The 18,099-nt window shown below is 35.7% G+C and carries 9 protein-coding genes and 5 pseudogenes; 3 read left to right on the top strand and 11 right to left on the bottom strand.

Translation table 11 applies throughout. The features are described 5' to 3' along the window. Window positions 1–56: 56 nt before the first annotated feature. The 3 genes and pseudogenes from OTK00_RS01545 to OTK00_RS01535 form a co-directional block, all read right to left on the bottom strand. A complete protein-coding gene (locus OTK00_RS01545) occupies window positions 57–257 on the bottom strand; it encodes a hypothetical protein (protein WP_011916137.1) in 201 nt (66 codons plus the stop codon). Between the two features lie 537 nt (window positions 258–794). After that, a pseudogene (locus OTK00_RS01540) lies at window positions 795–1,196 on the bottom strand (ISL3 family transposase); the annotation flags it as partial. A gap of 228 nt (window positions 1,197–1,424) precedes the next feature. Continuing rightward, window positions 1,425–2,717, bottom strand: coding sequence for an IS110 family RNA-guided transposase (locus tag OTK00_RS01535; RefSeq protein WP_045168742.1), 1,293 nt, complete (start codon window positions 2,715–2,717; stop codon window positions 1,425–1,427). Window positions 2,718–3,202: 485 nt separating this feature from the next. Between OTK00_RS01535 and OTK00_RS01530 the strand changes: the two are divergent. Continuing rightward, window positions 3,203–4,446, top strand: a pseudogene (locus tag OTK00_RS01530) (transposase). 9 nt (window positions 4,447–4,455) lie between these two features. On the opposite strand, the pseudogene OTK00_RS01525 reads toward OTK00_RS01530, so the two are convergent. After that, window positions 4,456–5,820: pseudogene (locus OTK00_RS01525) on the bottom strand (peptidase domain-containing ABC transporter); the annotation flags it as partial. A gap of 428 nt (window positions 5,821–6,248) precedes the next feature. Between OTK00_RS01525 and OTK00_RS01520 the strand changes: the two are divergent. Continuing rightward, a pseudogene (locus tag OTK00_RS01520) lies at window positions 6,249–7,930 on the top strand (IS1182 family transposase). A 15-nt stretch (window positions 7,931–7,945) separates the two neighbouring features. Here the strand turns inward: OTK00_RS01520 and OTK00_RS01515 are convergent. Further along, a pseudogene (locus tag OTK00_RS01515) lies at window positions 7,946–9,075 on the bottom strand (iron-containing alcohol dehydrogenase). A gap of 132 nt (window positions 9,076–9,207) precedes the next feature. Between OTK00_RS01515 and OTK00_RS01510 the strand changes: the two are divergent. Next, on the top strand, window positions 9,208–10,035 hold the full coding sequence (locus tag OTK00_RS01510) for a helix-turn-helix domain-containing protein (RefSeq protein ID WP_011916134.1): 828 nt from the start codon (window positions 9,208–9,210) through the stop codon (window positions 10,033–10,035). A gap of 75 nt (window positions 10,036–10,110) precedes the next feature. On the opposite strand, the gene OTK00_RS01505 is transcribed toward OTK00_RS01510, so the two are convergent. From OTK00_RS01505 to OTK00_RS01480, 6 genes are all read right to left on the bottom strand, one after another. Beyond that, window positions 10,111–11,991: an ABC transporter ATP-binding protein gene (locus OTK00_RS01505; RefSeq protein ID WP_045168377.1), complete on the bottom strand. Its 1,881-nt coding sequence runs from the start codon at window positions 11,989–11,991 to the stop codon at window positions 10,111–10,113. Further along, window positions 11,988–14,216, bottom strand: a complete 2,229-nt coding sequence (locus OTK00_RS01500) for an ABC transporter ATP-binding protein (RefSeq protein ID WP_045168378.1) — start codon at window positions 14,214–14,216, stop codon at window positions 11,988–11,990. Before OTK00_RS01500 ends, OTK00_RS01505 begins: the two co-directional genes overlap by 4 nt. Before the next feature lie 63 nt (window positions 14,217–14,279). Next, window positions 14,280–14,723 carry a MarR family winged helix-turn-helix transcriptional regulator gene (locus tag OTK00_RS01495; RefSeq protein WP_011915996.1) on the bottom strand — a complete coding sequence of 148 codons (444 nt, stop codon included), beginning with the start codon at window positions 14,721–14,723 and terminating at the stop codon, window positions 14,280–14,282. A gap of 755 nt (window positions 14,724–15,478) precedes the next feature. Next, complete coding sequence (locus OTK00_RS01490; RefSeq protein WP_045170016.1) at window positions 15,479–15,940, bottom strand: HD domain-containing protein; 462 nt, start codon at window positions 15,938–15,940, stop codon at window positions 15,479–15,481. 115 nt (window positions 15,941–16,055) lie between these two features. Further along, window positions 16,056–16,811: a GltB/FmdC/FwdC-like GXGXG domain-containing protein gene (locus OTK00_RS01485; protein ID WP_011916129.1), complete on the bottom strand. Its 756-nt coding sequence runs from the start codon at window positions 16,809–16,811 to the stop codon at window positions 16,056–16,058. Window position 16,812: 1 nt separating this feature from the next. Continuing rightward, the gene (locus OTK00_RS01480; RefSeq protein ID WP_045168379.1) at window positions 16,813–18,081 is read right to left on the bottom strand and encodes an NAD(P)/FAD-dependent oxidoreductase; all 1,269 of its coding nucleotides are present in this window, start codon (window positions 18,079–18,081) and stop codon (window positions 16,813–16,815) included. Window positions 18,082–18,099: the final 18 nt, after the last annotated feature.

The following is an 18,099-nucleotide window of genomic DNA, read 5'->3' as shown; positions in this document are numbered from 1 at the left end:
AAATTATAAAAATAAATACATAGAGTAAAAAGATTTCAATAAAGATTACAATATAATTAGGCAGCAACTGTTACTATAGTAGTACCTGCAGTAACTATTGTGGCCGAACCCAATTTACCACCGCATGCAACAATTGCTATTGCAATTATTCCTCCACCCACATGAGACGGTGACTCCATTTCCAAATGTGATAAAGAAGCATTGTAGACCTCATCCATGGTAATAGGTATAGGATTAATAAAAATTTTACTATTCATTCATTTATCACCTCCGATGTTTTTGAAATAAAAGGGTTCAGTCCAGGCCACATTTTTTTTAAATCTTTATTATTAGACGCAGTTCATTTACCGCTTATATTTTTGAGTTCAACACTTGTTACTATTAACTGTTATATATTTTTAAGATTAGAATCATATGTATTTTATTGTTATTTATGGAACATTTTAGAGCTATTTGTTTAAAGCATTGTATAATAATATCTAAGTATTTAAGCTCAGTTTTCAGAGAATTAGTTTATTAAGCTATATCAAAATTAGTTATGAAAGCTAATTTTAATGATTTGAATCATAAATAAATTTCGACAAAAACTAAAACAGTTAATACCATAATTTCTAAAATTTAGGCCCTTTGTCAAGAGTTGGGGTGGGTGTTCTGAATGCTCACCTTTCAGTTTAATTAAGCATGCATTTAATTACATCAATAACAATTATAACTATTTGATTGTAAAAACTCATCAACAACTTCTATCGCTTATTAAAAATGGAAACTTTTAAATATTTACCTCTACCATATTCTTAGTCTGTACAACAATACAGTATCCTCTTCCTAAACCTTTCAAAATTCCTAAATCCATATGCCTTCCTCTTTAACACCTTTATCTTGTTGTTAAATCCTTCTGTCAAACTATTTGTATACGGCACATCAAATGATTCCACTATTTCTGAAAACCAATTTCTAAATACCTGTACACATCTTTGGAATTCTTCTAAATTACTTGCCTCTACTATCTCTATCCATTTCTTGAGCTTCTCCTTTACTTCATCACATGTCTTACTTCCTAATACTTCGTTAAATTCTTCCTTCAATCTGTGAGCTATCCTTAATTCCGGTGCATATAAAAACATTACTTCTAATTCTTCTCTCTGCTCAGGCTTAAGCTTCTTATATCTTTTAAGAATTAATTTCCTACTTCTCTTGAGGGGGTTAAAATAAAATTGTGCCCACTGTATAATTAGTATTGAAACAATCATCAAAGACCAGCTAATTAAAGTCAAGAGTTTTTTTAAAAAATTTTGACACCATTTTATGGTATAAGATTCTTTAAAGAGGGCGCAAAAAGGTAAGCCATCCATTAGAAGTTGACATAACATATGGAGGCTGAGTAGTGTTATTGTTAACTAATGTTTCGTAAACAGAACAATTGTTTATGCACTACAAACTGCAGTTTTATTAAAGTATTTTTGAATATGTTCTTCTGGAGTTCTAAGTTCAAAAGGTTTTTTATCGCGCATAACAGCAAAGATAATACAAATAATTTTTCTCATAACAGCACCTAATGCAACTTTTTTGGGCTTTTGTTGGCACTTTTTCTGATAGTATTCGAATAATACAGGATTACAAGGTTTAGAATTTCTTTTTGTTCTGATATTGGCAAGAGCAATTGTAAATAAGATTCTTCGCAAGATTTTAGAACCACGTTTAGACATTTTATTTTTTGTGCCAACAAATTGCCCCGATTGATTTACGGAAGGATCTACACCAAAGAAAGCAACAAGCTTGTTGGGTTTTGAAAATTTTTCGAAATCACCTATTTCAGCAAGGATAGTTGCAGCGGATAGAAAACCTATGCCGGGGATAGATTGAAGGAGGTTAATATTTTCCATGAGTGAAGGCTGAGATTGCGAAGATTGCTGAACAAGTTGATTTATGGCTTCAAAAATTTTGTCGATATTCTGCTGTAAATTCAGGACCATGTTAATATAGACTTTAAGCATAGTAACAGTTGCTAAGTCTGATATAGAAAAAGGTTGAAACTGTTTAGCTTTTGCGACAAGTAATTCATATTTTTCTTTGGCCCATTGATAGCTTTTTTTAGAGGTTAGCTGAATGATGGAAATAAGTTTTTCGCTGTCAGCGCCTAAGATATCGGTTGGAGTTGGGTAGTTTTCAAGTATAGCCAAGGATGTTTTAGAACAAATGTCAGGGAAGACCTCTTTGAAATTGAGCATAATTTGATCGACGACAGAAGTAAGTCTGTATTTGTAAGAGGTTAGTTCATCACTGAGGTTGTAATACTGGCGGCATAGGTTTTTCAAGCAGTCGAGGATTTCAGATGAAGGTTGTACTACAGTAGAGTCAGTAAGTCTAAAAGTTAATGCAATCCACAGGGCATCGGTTTTATCATTTTTTACTTTTCTAACTCCCGCATTTTTGATAGAATTAGATTGGATGGGATTGATAATTGAAACATCCCAGCCATTAGAAGTAAAGAAGCGGGAGAGGATTTTGTGGTAATGCCCTGTGGCTTCCATGACGATGATAGGGCGTGCTGCGAAATCCTCTTCAACTTTTTTAAGGATTTCAATAGCCCTATCAAAATCAGAGGGATTATTGTGACGGATAGTCAAGCGGGCAATTATTTCATTTGTAGGAGATATAATCACCATTTCGCTGAAATACTTGGCTACATCAATCCCGGCAATAGGTTTTAGATTCATAGCAATTAAACCTCCCTGCAAGTGATTTTGAAATTGAATTAGGGCATGAGTTTTCCATTCCGAGCAAAGGTAAGTATACAACCTTGCACGTGATGCGAGGAACCAGCTTTGATTAGGATCTAAGCTGGCCTCAACCAGCCAAATAGTTTAGACTTACCTGGAATGGAATAATAATCTTTTTCACGGGTATACGGAAAGAAGTTCCGTTCCCAGGGGGCGCGTACAGGTAAATTCCATGCCCAGATAGAAAGAATTATATCAAAGTTAGAATGGCTGGCAAGAGGCCAGCGTTAAAGTGGCTAAAGATTAGAAGCCACAAGCAGCAGGAAGAGACTTTGCGCTGCTTTCCTCTCAAAGAGGTAGTATTTGAGATGTTATTTTAAGGATGAGACTCAAAATCTTATGTTAACCGAAACTTTGGTTGTTATTTTATTAGAATTTTTTTGATGTGTCTTACGAAAATAATTATACAAGGGGGCATGAAAATGAATAAAAACGAAATTTACGAAACTGCTAAAAATATAGCTGTAGAACAAGTATTAAATATGTATTGTTTCTTGCGACGAGCCTAACCGCCCAGCTTTAAAACAGCTAAAAGTAAAACCTGCTCGATTGCCTTTTGTTATCGAAAAATAAGTAGCCCTTGCTAAAAATGACAATGACAAAGGCAATGGTTTTTATTGAAGTAAAACTTGCAACACCTGTAGGCAGTCTTGAAATTTCTGTCCCTCGCACACGTTACTTTTGAATTTTTGCCCTTCTATCCTCCCTGACCGCTACAAAAGAGTTGATAGTTCATCTACTTACCTTCTTATGTCATGAGTACGTCAACGGGTACTCTTGAGTATTCTCTTGTTCAAACTTTGAAAAATTTAAATCTTCTTGATTACAAAAACGAAATCCTAAAAATTAAAGAAGACCTTAAAAATGAACTTCAATTATTTAAACAAAGAAAATTCTCTACATGTGCTTTTGTTCTTAATCATCGACGGTTATTCAGAAGTGAAGTTAAGGATAATTCTAAGGGCAAATATGTTACTTGTTATGTTGTCCTCGGTATTGACTCAAGAAAAGTAAAAAAATATCTTTGGTATTCTGTTCTTTCTTCGGCAAAGAAAACAAGGCTGATTGGATGAAAGTATTTGACGACTTAATTACAATAGGACTAAAAGAGATTCTAATTGTCATAAGTGATGACTTCCCTGGTATTATAGATGCTGTCAAACTTGCTTACCCTCTTGCTGATCTTAAGTTTGCTTTTGTCCACCTACAACGTAATATCAGAAAACATATGACAAAAGAAGACGCTCCAACTTTTAATAAGAGTTTAGACAAAATCAAAATTCTAAACTTCTGATTTCGATTGATAAGTATTTAAATTTAAAGAACTTTGCAACGAGTATCTTTCAAAATATCCTCGATTTTATTGCTGCAATATCAGAAAAAGCAGAGTTTTATCTTGCCCATATGAAATACCCTGAAGAATTAAGGAAGCATATTCTTACCACAAACGCCGCTTTATGTGTAAACAGCATGATTGAGAAGGCTAGAAGAAAATTCAGGTGGATACTTTCAGTCTGTTGAAGTCTTAGAAATTAATATTTACTTGCAGCGAGAGAACTTACAATGCACAAAATGGAAAAATGGAGTTCCCACTATTAAAAAATGCATCAATAATATAACCCAACTTTACTACTTGCGTTATAAATTGGAAACACAAAATTCTTGACAAGTCTCCACTAAGCCTTTCGGCTGCAACTATCGCCGTCTGCAGCATTGGCTGCAATCCTATCAAGTTCTTTATCGGGTCTACAAAGTATGCAAGCAGTGCATTGAATGTAAATAACTCTCCTATGCTCATCTGCCCATTTATTACTTTGTGTGCTCCTGCCCACAGTATTACCATAACACCTACCGCTGCTATTCCACTGCTTATATTACTTTGCAAATTGTTTAGGTTCGCTACCTTGAAAACATCCTTTAAAAGCTTTACAAACTTGCTCTCTGTCTTAAAATTCACATCCTCTTCTATATTAAATGCCTTTACTACCTCTATCCCATTCAGTGACTCTACCAAATATGACGTCAAAATTGCATTGTCTTCCATCTCCTGCCTGTTCGCTTCCCTCAATGCCCTGTTAAATCCAAGCACTACTGCTGCATATAACAAAACCATTACAAAGGCTATGAAAAACAGCGTGGAATTTTGCAAATACAAAACAGTTGCGCCTGCCACCGCCATTGCGCTGTCTATCATAAGTGTTAGCGTTGCACCTGATACCGCATCCCTTATCTTTGACGCATCCATAAACCTCGAAATTATCTCTCCTATCTTTCTGCTACCAAAAAAACTCATCAGAAGCTTAATTACATGTTCATAATACCCCAGCATTAATCTAATATCCAATCTTTGGCTCAAATGTATCAAAAGCCTTACCCTGAATGCTCCTAATATCACCTTAAATATCGTAATCAGTATTGCACCTGCTGCTATAACATGAAGAGTATTCTTCAACAGATTTGGTATTACATCATCCATCAAAAACTTGTAATAAAACGCTGCCCCTATCCCAAGTAAGGTATATACAATAGATACTGCAAAAATATTCAATATCAAGCCCTTCTGCGGACTTAATAGCTTAAAAAACTTTTTCAAAACTCCTTCTTGTTTTCCTTTCTTGAACCTCTCATTTGGTACAAGAAGTATCAAAATGCCTGTCCATATCTCAAAAAACTCCTCAGGCTTTAACTTCACAATCCCTTTCGCCGGGTCTGCTATCACTATCTTTTCTTTACCAATTTCATGTATTACAACATAATGAAACAACTTACCATCTACCAGCACATGCGCTATGCACTGAAGTGGTATTTTCTCAAATATTGCTTCTTTAGTTTCTGCCCGAACTGCTTTTGCTTCAAATCCAAGCTCCTTTGCCGCCTTTACAACTCCATATGCCGTTGTCCCAAACCTGTCTGTCCCTGCTATTTCCCTTATTTTGGCTATTGATACCTCTTTCCCATATTGCAAACAAATTGTCGCAAGACTTGCTGCCGCACAGTCCGTTATATCATGCTGCTTTACACAATAGTATCTACTTCTCATTTCTTCATCCCACTTGATTTTTTAGTGTGATCGTTTCTTTATTATCTTATTTAGTGTGTCTTATGCGCAAACTATATTTTCTGTAAACTTCTTCTTGGAATTTTTATGCAAATTTTATCTTATACTTTTTCACACTGTCAATCACGTTTTTTCCTTTTTTTAGACGATATTTCGCCAATTTTTGAGCTAAAATTACGTTTTTCTTAAAATAGCTTAAAATTGCTTTGATTTTCTTGAGTTTAGAATAAGACAAAGTTGCTACTATCGTAGGATTTAAGTCCAAACTTAACTTTATATGAACCAGAGTTAAAAAAAATAAGGGGCTGTCCAAAATGATAATTGGGCAGCTCCTTTTAATTTTGATATTTTTACAATACGATATATTTATGATGTAATATACCATAAATAATAATGTGAGGTGATAACCCTTGGCTCGTAAACATGATAAAGTTGTCTTCAAAAATTACAGCCCATAATTTGACGCCTATCGACCCAGAAGCTTTTATACCTCAAAATCATCTGGTCAGAGTAATTGATAAAATCATAGATATATCCACCATAATAGAAAGGTACAAAGGCGGTGGTACAAGTAGTTACCATCCACTAATGTTATTAAAAGTTTTAATATACGCTTTACATACAAGGTATTTATTCATCAAGAAAAATAGCTCAGGCTTTACAAGAAAATATTACTTTTATGTGGCTCTCAAAGTATCAAGTCCCTGATTTTAGAACTATCAACAGATTTAAAAAAGAAATTTTAGGAGAGACAATTGAAAATATTTTTGCTCAGGTGGTTAAACTTCTTGTACAGTTAGGGTATGTAAACTTCGATTATTACTATCTTGATAGGACAAAACCTGAAGCTAATGCAAACAAGTATTCATTTGTTTGGGCTAAAAGTACAAGAACTTTCGAAAAGAAGTTAAGAGAGAAAGTGAAAAACATAATTGAAGAGATTGAAAAAATAAATGAAAAGGAAGACAAAGCATTGAGAGATTTGGGTGTAAAGTTAGAAATTTACTATGATAGCAAGCAGTTAGAAGAAAAGATTGAGCAAATAAACCAAAAACTTGAGTAGGCTGAGTTTAAAAGCAAGAGAAAAGAAAAAAGAGTAAAGAAGCTGGTAAAGGTATTGAAAAATGATTGTGTTTTCAGGCTCAAAAAGTATGAAAATTAATGAGGCAATTTTAAATGGCAGGAACAGTTTTTCTAAAACAGACAATGATGCCACGTTTATGAGGCTGAAGGATGACCGTATGAAAAACGGGAATTAAAAGCCGGGTATAATGTACAAATCGGCACACAGAACCGATTTGTCATAGGTTTTAGCATCCACCAAAGCCCCACGGCTACATGTGTTTAAAAGAACATCTTGAGCTTGTGGAAAAGATAACAGCTCACAAGCCAAAGAACATTGTAGCAGACAGTGGCTATGGGCTTGATTGAAACTACCTTCATTTGAAAAAACGTGGCATCAATAGTTCTATTTAAGTATAACACATTTAACTTAGAGCAGCCAAGGAAATTTAAGAAGGACAAGTTCAATAGCAGGAATTGGGAGTATATTGCCTCTGAAGATGCATATATTTGTCCTGCTGGTAAGAAGGTAAAATACTTATATCCGAGGGTAGATGTAAATGAGAGGGGATTTGTAAGTTGGGAGAAGATATATCAATGTGAGGATATATGCAATGGATGTGAGTACAGAGATAAATGTTACAGAGGCAAGAGATGGAAGAAGAGATTTAGGATAAGGCCAAGATTGGAGAAGTTAAAGAATGAAGTAAGAGAAAGACTTTTGAGCGAAGTGGGCAAAGAGATTTACAGCAGAAGGAAGATAGAAGTTGAGACAGTATTTGGGATAATAAAGAATAATAAGGGATTTAGGAGTTTCCTGCTCAGTGGCTTGAAGGGTGTGAAGCTAAAGTAGAGTTTGGTTTGTATTGCCTATAACATAGAAAGGTTAGCGAAGATAATAATAGAGGGTTGGGGCAAAATTGTCAGCCAACCCTCTTGTTTTTTACTGCATAGCTTAATATTGCCATTTAATACTATCAAATGCTTGATTTTGGCCATTGAAAATTACTATTTTGAGAGAGCCTCTTAGTTTTGGTAAAATTTTTTAAAATGCCGATTTATAAATTTCCATTATCTCTTCTACAGTAGCTTGCCTTGGATTTGTCAAACCACAAGCATCTTTTAAAGCATTTTCAGCTAAAATCCTTATATCTTCATCTTTTACACCCAATTCCTTCAAACCTGACGGTATACCTATTTCTTTTGACAAAGCCTTAATGCTCTCAATTACCATTTCACCGGCTTTCTCAGCCGAAGCTCCTTGCACATCAATCCCCATTGCTTTTGCAATGTCAATAAATCTATGTGGAACTACCTTTAAGTTGTATGCCAAAACATGTGGTAATAATACTGCATTGCACACTCCATGTGGCAAATCATAAAATCCTCCTAATTGATGTGCCATTGCATGAACATAGCCCAAACCCGCATTGTTAAATGCAACTCCTGCCAAATACTCAGCATAGGCATTTTTTCGCTTGCTTCAATATCATTGCCATTTTCAACAGCTTTCTTCAGATATTTGAAAATCAATTCAATTGCCATCAAGGCTGAAGCATCTGTAACCGGTGTTGCATCTGTGGATAGATACGCTTCGATTGCATGCGTTAACGCATCCATTCCAGTTGCAGCAGTCAGCGACTTTGGCATTTCAATCATAAGCTCTGGGTCATTTACAGCAATTAGCGGTGTCACATGCCAGTCAACTATTGCCATCTTTACATGTCTATCCTCATCAGTGATAATTGCAAACCTTGTCACTTCACTGCCTGTTCCTGCAGTTGTATTGATAGCAACAAGAGGAAGCATCGGTTTTTGTGATTTGTTTACCCCTTCATAGTCCTTTATTGAACCTCCGTTAGTTGCAACAAGTCCTATACCTTTGGCACAATCATGTGGTGAACCGCCTCCAATTGATATTAAAAAGTCGCAATTATTATCTTTTAACATTTTCAAACCATCTTCAACATTCTTTACTGTTGGATTGGGTTTTGTTTCATCAAATATTACATAATTTATATTTGCTTCATCTAACATATCAGTAACTTTTTTAACCAAACCAATTTTCACTAATGCTTTATCTGTTACAATCAGTGCTTTTTTATAACCTAAAGCTTTGATTTCTTGCCCAACATCTTTCAAACATCCTCTTCCCATCAAGCTAATAGGTGGCATGTAAAATCTATATGTTTTCACATTTACCCCTCCACATCTGCTGCAAATGTTGTTATAATTTTAACATGCACTTTTTCTCTTCTTCTAATTCTTTTTTGCAAATAATATTTCATTTTTGCCGGGGGTACAGAGATGGTAAGTGACTTAACACCAACATCTGTTTTGGAGTCAGAACATGTTAGAGTATTTTACTATGATTTCGATAATTATATAAGAGCAAGTTATTCATCAAAAAACTATCTGAGATTTTGCAGTATTCTACAAGGAGATAAATATGTGGAAATAAATGAGTCTGAAAAATTCAAGTATGATAGTAACAGTTTTGTAATATTGCCGCCTTATTCAAGAGTTAAATTAGAAATTGAAGAAAAAACTAAAGCATTGGTTATAGAAATAGACAGCTATTTAATAAACCACGTTTTGAGCAAGCTAAAAATAGAGTTTGAACCTTATGAACTTGGCAATGTCAATAACATATTTTTTGTAGGGAAGTATAGCCCAGATTTGACACAGACATACAAAAAGATTGTTGATACATTCTTCAGCAGAAAGGTCAACAGAGAGTTTCTCCTTGATTTATATACTCAAGAGTTTGTATATGATATCTTCAAATACAGAGGTGCTGAGAAGATAATAAACGATAAAAATTCAGAAATATATCATATCTTGGATTATATAAATAACAATTATTTGCGCAGATTAAAGATCTCAGATATTGCAAAAGAATTTAATATGAAAGAATATGAATTTACCAGGTATTTTAAAAAGTTCACAGGGAAGTCTCCAAAAGAATACATCAAAGATTTAAAACTTAATAAAGCAAAAGAGTTATTGAAATTTGAAAATGTTACCGATGTATGTTATGACATAGGATATGAAAATATTTCTCATTTTATTAAAGAATTTAAAAACAAATTTGGAGTTACACCAAATTTATACAAAAAAGCTCTAAATAGTTGAAGGCAAAAAGTGTCTAATCAAGAAAAAAGTCCTGGGATCTGCCCCCAGGACTTTTGTTTAGGCATCTTTTGTTTGTTAACTTGCCATCTCTTCTTTTTCAAATTGGCTATAGTAAAGTTTTGCGTAAAATCCGCCTTTTTTGAGAAGCTCCTGGTGTGTACCTTGTTCTACTATGTCGCCATGGTCCATGACAAGTATCAAATCAGCATCTCTTATTGTAGAGAGCCTGTGCGCTATTATAAAGGATGTTCTTCCTTTCATTAAATTGTCCATGGCCTTTTGTATCTGGATTTCTGTGAGTGTGTCAACAGAGCTTGTTGCTTCGTCAAGTATAAGAATTTTTGGATTTTTCAAGATAGCACGTGCAATTGTCAAAAGCTGTTTTTGACCTTGAGATATATTCGTAGTCTCCTCATTTAACACTGTGTCGTACCCTTGTGGGAGTGTCCTTATAAAGTGGTCAATGTGGGCAAGCTTTGCTGCTCTTATCACTTCTTCGTCTGTGCTATCTGGCTTTCCGTATTTTATATTCTCTTTAATAGTTCCATTGTAAAGCCATGTGTCTTGCAAAACCATACCAAATAAAGATCGCAGGTCTTTTCGCGAAAATTCTCTTATATCATGTCCGTCAATCAAAATTGCACCATCATTTACATCGTAAAACCGCATAAGAAGCTTTACAATGGTAGTCTTGCCAGCACCAGTTGGTCCAACAATTGCCACCTTTTGCCCTGCTTTTATCTTTGCAGAGAAATTGTTTATAACAATCTTGTCTGGTCTGTAGCCAAACCTGACGTTCCTAAACTCAATTTCACCTTTTATATCCTCAAGATCAATCTGTTTTGGCGTATCTGGCACTTCTTCCTCTTCTTCTAAAAACTCAAACACTCTCTCAGCACACGCAGCAGTCTGCTGCAAAATGTTTGAGATATTTGCAATCTGGGCAATCGGCTGTGTAAATGACCTGATGTACTGTATAAATGCCTGAATATCTCCAATCTCAATTGCATTTTTTATAACAAGCCAGCTGCCCAAAATGGTTACCACTACATATCCTAAATTGCCTATGACGTTCATAAGCGGCATCATTACACCTGTCAAAAACTGCGACTTCCAAGCAGCATTGTACAATGTATTGTTAAGGCTATCAAACTTTTCAATACTCTTTTTCTCGCCATTAAACGCCTTGACAATATGATGCCCACCATACATTTCCTCTATATGCCCATTTAAATGTCCTAAATAATCTTGCTGCTGTCTAAAATATTTCTGAGAGTATTTGATAATAAAGGCAATGATAATTGAAGATGCAGGTATGATCAAAAGTGCAACCAAGGTCATTAGCCAGTTAATACTGATCATCATCACAAGCACACCAAGGACCATTGTCACAGAGGTAATTATCTGTGTCATGCTCTGATTAAGTGTTTGTGTAATTGTATCAACGTCATTTGTAATCCTCGATAAAATCTCGCCTTGGTTGGTGCTTTCGAAATACTTCAAAGGGAGTCTATTTATCTTCTCTGAAATTTCTTTTCTAAATCTATATGTGATTTTCATCGACACACCAGACATTATCCATCCTTGTAAATACCCAAAAATGCTGCTGAGCCCGTACAGTACAAGTAGGATAATTAAAATCTTTCCAATATATTCAAAATCTATGCCGCTGCCCTGCCCGGTTATTCTGTTCATTATACCTTCAAAGATCTTTGTAATTGCCTTTGACAAAATCTTGGGTCCTGCAATCGAAAATGAGGTACTCAAAATTGCCAAAACCAGCACAGTTATGAGAGAAATCTTATAGGTAGACAAATACCTTATAAGTTTTTTCATAGTCCCCTTAAAATCTTTTGCTTTCTCACCGGGGACAAAACCACGCGGTCCATGGCCCATACCCCTTCGAGGTCTTATCCCATGCACACTTCTTTGTTGTGTTTCTCTGCCTCCACTCATGCTAACAATTCCTCCTCTGGCAGCTGTGATAGTGCTATTTCTCTGTAAGTTGGACAAGTTTTTAAAAGTTCTTCGTGCTTTCCTATGCCAACAAGCTCACCATCATCTAACACTATTATCTGGTCAGCATACATCATTGTTGCAACCCTTTGCGAAACCATAATAACTGTACTGTCTTTTAGCTTTTCTCTGAGTTTTCTTCTCAAAGCAAGTTCTGTTCTAAAGTCAAGGGCTGAAAAGCTCTCATCAAAGATGTAAATCTCAGGTTTTTTAACAAGAGCTCTTGCAATAGAAAGTCTTTGTTTCTGTCCACCTGAGACATTTGTCCCACCTTGAGCAATTTCAGTATCAAACTTGTTGGGCTTTTCATTGATAAACTCAAGCGCCTGTGCAATCTCTGCTGCCTCTACAATCTCTTGGTCTGTTGCGTCATCCCTGCCGTATTTGAGATTAGATTTTATAGTTCCACTAAAAAGCCAGCTCTTTTGCGGAACATATCCTATTCTCTTTCTCAAGTCTTCTTGCCTAACTTCTCTTACATCTACTCCATCAACTAAGACCTGACCTTCTGTTGCATCATAAAATCTCAAAATTAAATTTACAAGTGTACTTTTTCCTGAGCCCGTTCTTCCAATGATACCAACTGTTTGGCCGGGTAAAATTGTAAAGCTAATGTTCTTTAAAACATACTCCTCTGCACCGGGATATTTGAAAGAAACATTTCTAAACTCAATCATGCCTTTTTTGCTTTCATCAAAGCTTTTCGGATTTTCAGGGTCTTTTACAGAAGGCTCTGTTGATAGCACCTCAGCAATACGCTGTACAGATACAGAAGCTCTTGGTATCATAATAAACAGGGCAGATAGCATCAAAAAAGCAAATATAATCTGTATAGCGTACTGCATGAACGCAAGCATGTCTCCAACTTGCATACTTGAGTTTTGAATCTGGTGAGCCCCTACCCATACAATCAAAAGAGTAACTCCGTTCAAAACAAGCATCATAGTAGGGAACATAACTGCCATGCTTCTATTTACGAAAAGGCCTACTTTGGTAAGGTCCTGATTTGCCCTGTCAAATCTCTCCTCTTCAAACTTTTCGCTATTAAAAGCTCTGACCACCATAATGCCAGATAAGTTCTCGCGAGCAACCAAATTTAGCCTGTCAATCAACTTTTGCATAAGCAAAAACTTTGGCATTGCAACTTTGTAAAGCACAGCTATAAGCCCTAAAAGAATTATAACTGCCAAAGCTATAATCCACGACATCGAATGGCTCTTGCTAAGTGCTCTAAATACTCCTCCAACCCCCATCACAGGCGCATAAAATACCAATCTTATCATAATTACAAGAAGCATCTGTATCTGAGCAATGTCGTTTGTTGTTCTTGTTATCAAAGAAGCTGTTGAAAACTTGTCAAATTCAGCAATTGAAAAGCTCTCTACTTTTGTAAAAAGGTCTTTCCTTAAGTCTCTTGCAACACCAGCTGCAACCTTTGAGCCAAAAAATGCAACCATCACAGTAGAAAACGCACTCAAAAGAGTAATCAGAAGCATCAAAAGCCCTACGCGTAGTATATATCTTGTCTGAAGAGCTCCTGTGTCAATTCCAATCTTTTTATACTCATCTTTAATCACAGCAGCTGCTGCCTGCACCACCATGTTATCGCCTAAAGAGGAAAACTTTTTGTTTAACTCTTCTCTGATTTTAAGAAGCTGATCATTTGGAAGCTGGCTCAAAAGCATGAAAATGTCTATGTTTGCTGGTATTTGTTTGCCATTAAATTCAATTACGCCATTTTTTGCATTTGCTTTTGCCTTTTCAATCCCTGCCACTGCCAAAAGTGCTTTTGCCATGGGTATATTTAGCTTATCTATTTCTTTTTTGTCAACTTTTTTCAATACATATACAGCTTCTTTGGATAAAATTGGGTATTTCTTCAAATACTTTTCATACTCACTACTTGATCTATCAATTAGTTTGTAATCATTCAAAATTCTTTCCTTGTCTTTATCTGACACAAAGAGCAAAAGTTTATCCATCTGCGTCTTTCTTATAGCTTCAGGTACTGCATTTACTATACCACCTTGCTGGATACCTTTGTTGACAATATCTGACATATAGTCTGGCAAGGACAAATCACTCATTGCCTGAACAATTACAAAAAAGATGGCCATAAAGAGCAGGAAGACATACGGTTTTAAGTACTTTGCCAGTTTTGTCAAGATAGCTCACCTTCTTTGTTTAGTTTTTGGATTTTTAGCTAAAATAGCTGCTGTAAACAAAGTTTATTTGTGCACATACCTATCTAAAACCTTTTTTAAGGTTTCAAGGCCATTTAATATTGTATCTATCTCTTTTTCGTCTGCCCTGTTGAGTATTTCTTCAAACCTCTTCTCCATATCCTTAAAATTTTTCTCAAAAGCATCTTTGAACTTTGGTGTGACATCAACATACACAACTCTTCTGTCTTCTTGACTCCTTATTCTCTGAACCATCCCCTGCTTTTCAAGCCTGTCAATTATTCCTGAGACAGTGCTGTTCGATAGCCCCAGTTTTCTGCTCAAATCGCTCACCTTCATCTTTCCATGGCGAATCAGCTGCCCCAACAGCATCCCCTGAGGTGCTGTGATGTCAAATTGGTCAAACTGGTGCCTCGCTATTTTCTTTGTTATCTTCATTATTTCCTTTACAAGCTCAATTATCTTAAGCCCTTTGCTTATATCATCCATCTTCGCGCCTCTTTCAACATTTAGTTTTAAAATATTTCGTATAAGAATATTTTGCATGCTATATATTTTACGCTCTAAAGAATTTTGTGTCAATGGCTTGTATAAAGAACCAACTTCGTTATATCATTGGCTATTTTTGAGTAAGGTTATTTGCTTACCTCTGGATAGAATGGAGTACTTCTAACTAAATCTAATTGTAAAATGGTAATTTAGCAACCTAAGAAGAATGGCATAACACAAATGACCGAAAGACCTATCGCAGGTTTTGCCATTGCTAAAAACTTCAGCGAAACGGTTATCATCTCATCTTATTGACAGATAATTGCTCGAGTGCAAATTAAATATCAAAGTTTTTTAGATTTAAAAAAGCTGTTGATATGCTTGAAAAAGTTAAAAAGGATTTTGCAGCAGCCCTTGTAGTTGTAATACAATTCAGCAGGGCATTACCACAAAATCCCCTTCCACTACTTCTCTAAAATTGGATTGGAAATGATCTTATTAAGCCCACGTCTATCTGATTCTATCAAAAATATCTCAATAAGAAAAGTGAAAAATAATAAAATTGGTGTTTTTAAAATTACCATGCTTTGTCTTTAAAAATTTTCCAAAAAAATTCTTGACTTAAATTAGGTATGGGGTTCCTTTTTAGTTTATTTTGTCAAACCACATACCCTCTTAGCAAATGGGAAAAAGGCCAACACGCACTTTTTTAGCTGTTGACCGTGCTACCAAACTTACTACTTTAAGGCTTTTCCTTACACCTCAAACATAGTTTCAAGAAGCGCTGTGCCTGTTTTTGTCTTAAAGTATTTTTCCTTGATTACCTTTATAGCATCTTTTGATATCCCATCTTCGTAGATATTTACAATAAAATCAGCCTCAATCAAAATCTGAAAGTCTATGTCATCTATCTTGTGGTATGAATGATGATTTCCAATTAAAAAAAGAACCCTTTCTAATGTCTTTTGGTCTATATCAAAGCCATCTAAAATACCTTTTGCAACCTCTGGACCTTCTATTTCTTGAAAATGCCCAGCAGTAGAACCATATTTCTGTTCACAAACCTTTATGCCAATGTCATGCAACACAGCTGCTATTTCTAAAATCTGCTGCTTACTTTCATCTAACCCTTCCATTTTGCCAATCAGCCTTGCAAATGATAATACCTTTATTGCATGGTTTATTCTTCGCACGTCCGCTTTAAAGTATTTTATCATTTCAAATAAAATCTTTTCAATATCCAAAAGCAAAACCCCCTATTTTGAGAAAAATAATATAAATCGGCCAATGGCAAAAACAAAATTACCACTGGCCACCTAAAAAATTTTTTTATTAATAAGCATACAACTTGCCGTAAGGACGCTTGTTGTATGGAATTAGCTTATAAAACGGCTTTGACATTATAAACTCTTTGCTGTAGCCAAAGTATTTTACAAACTCTGTTACGTATTTGTCTATAAACTTATAATCCTCTTCTTCCATATCAACTATTTTCACTTCTTTTCCCAGCTGATATGGTTGAAGTTGACCTCTTAAATACATAATTCCACCGTGCATACCAGTTCCACAATAAAGCCCTGTTATCTCCTCATCTTCCTTTAAAGTAAGACCAAGTACAATAATTCTTCCTCCTGCCATGTACTCCCCTAAGAAATCTCCTGCCTTACCACCAACAACTAATACAGGAATCTTATCTTGGTATTCTTTCATATGAATACCAACCCTGTAGCCAACATCCCCTTTTATAAAAATCTCGCCACCGCGCATACCATAGCCTATAATATCCCCTGCTGAGCCATGGACTATGATTTTGCCTGCGTTCATGGTATTTCCAATACCATCTTGACCGTTTGCAAAAACCTCTATTGTAAGCCCGTTCATGAATGCAGCCATATCATTGCCAGGGGTGCCATAGATGTTAAGTTTTCTGTCTGGGAAAGTCAACCCATCACCTATATAGCGCTGCCCGTTTACGTTTATCAAATCTATCTCTTTATACCCCTCATTTAGGGCATTTTCAATCATCTCATTTAGTTCTTTGTAGTGTACTCCCTTCGCATCTATAGTAAGCTTTTGCTTATCTGCCATTTTAAGCTTTTGCACCCCCTAAAATCTTTTCTTGCCTCAGCTCTTTTGGCAAATCTAAGTATCCAAAGTCATCGTCAAGGAGTCTGTGCTTTATGCTTTCTACATTCAAATCTTCTTTTATCATGTTTGTTATCATACCAGCTCTGTCAATTGAGTTTATAAACATAAATCCTAAAACACTACCGTTTTTGATGTAAATCTTTCTATAGCTATTTTTTTCCTTATCATGCTTTACAAGAACCTCTATATCATCTGAGTTTGGCATAACAATTCCTGCTGTTATCATATGCACATCAAAAAATCCTATAGAGTTCATTGGAAAGCCTCTGTCAAATGTCTTTTCAACTCCTGCCATATTATAACCTGCAGTCTCGCCCTGATTGTACGCATTTGGCCAAATAGGAATTACTCTTTGCTGCTGATAGACGCAGTCATACCCCTCTGCGCAGTCACCTGCTGCATATACATCTTCAATGTTTGTCCTCATATGATCATCTACAACAATTCCACGGTTGATTTTGAGCTCTGTCCCTTTCAAAAAGTCAATGTTTGGAACAACACCTATGGCAAACACAACTATGTCGGTATCTAAAACCTCACCATTTTTCAGCTTTACTTTTTCAACCTTGCCATCCCCAATTATCTCATCAACAGATGTTTCAAGCTTAAAAACAATCCCGTGTTTTTCCAGTTCATCCTGAACTATCTTTGATGCCTCTAAATCCAAGATAGAGCCCAAAATCCTGTTTGCAAGCTCAACAACTGTAACCTCTAAGCCCCTTTTGATAAGCGCCTCTGCTGCTTTAAGACCAGAAAGTCCCGCACCAATAACTGTTGCCTTTTTTGCACCATTCTTGATAGCCACATCTATGGCCTTTACATCGTCAAACTTGATAAATGTAAAGACATTTTTTAGTTCAAATCCTTTTGTAGGTGGCACGAAAGGCTTCCCACCTGTTGCAATAAGGAGCTTATCGTATTTTACTTTACTTCCATCATCAAGCACAACCTCTTTGTTTTTGAAGTCAACTGAGACAGCTCTTTTGCCAAGGATTGCTTCTACCTTGTTCTTTTCGTAATAATCCTCATCCCTTATATACATCTTGTTCTCGTCAACTTTTCCACCAAGATAGTATGAAATAAGCGGTCTTGAATACACCCTGTACTTTTCATCTGAGATTACAACAATAGGGTTTTGGAGATCTACTTTTCTTATCGCCTCAATACAGCCACAGGCCGCAACAGAGTTTCCTATTATAACATATCTCATCTTGCTTCATTTCCCCCT

Source organism: Caldicellulosiruptor morganii (assembly GCF_026810225.1).
In the GTDB taxonomy this organism is placed as follows: Bacteria; Bacillota; Thermoanaerobacteria; order Caldicellulosiruptorales; family Caldicellulosiruptoraceae; genus Caldicellulosiruptor; species Caldicellulosiruptor morganii.
This window is presented reverse-complemented; position numbering and strand designations above follow the sequence as displayed.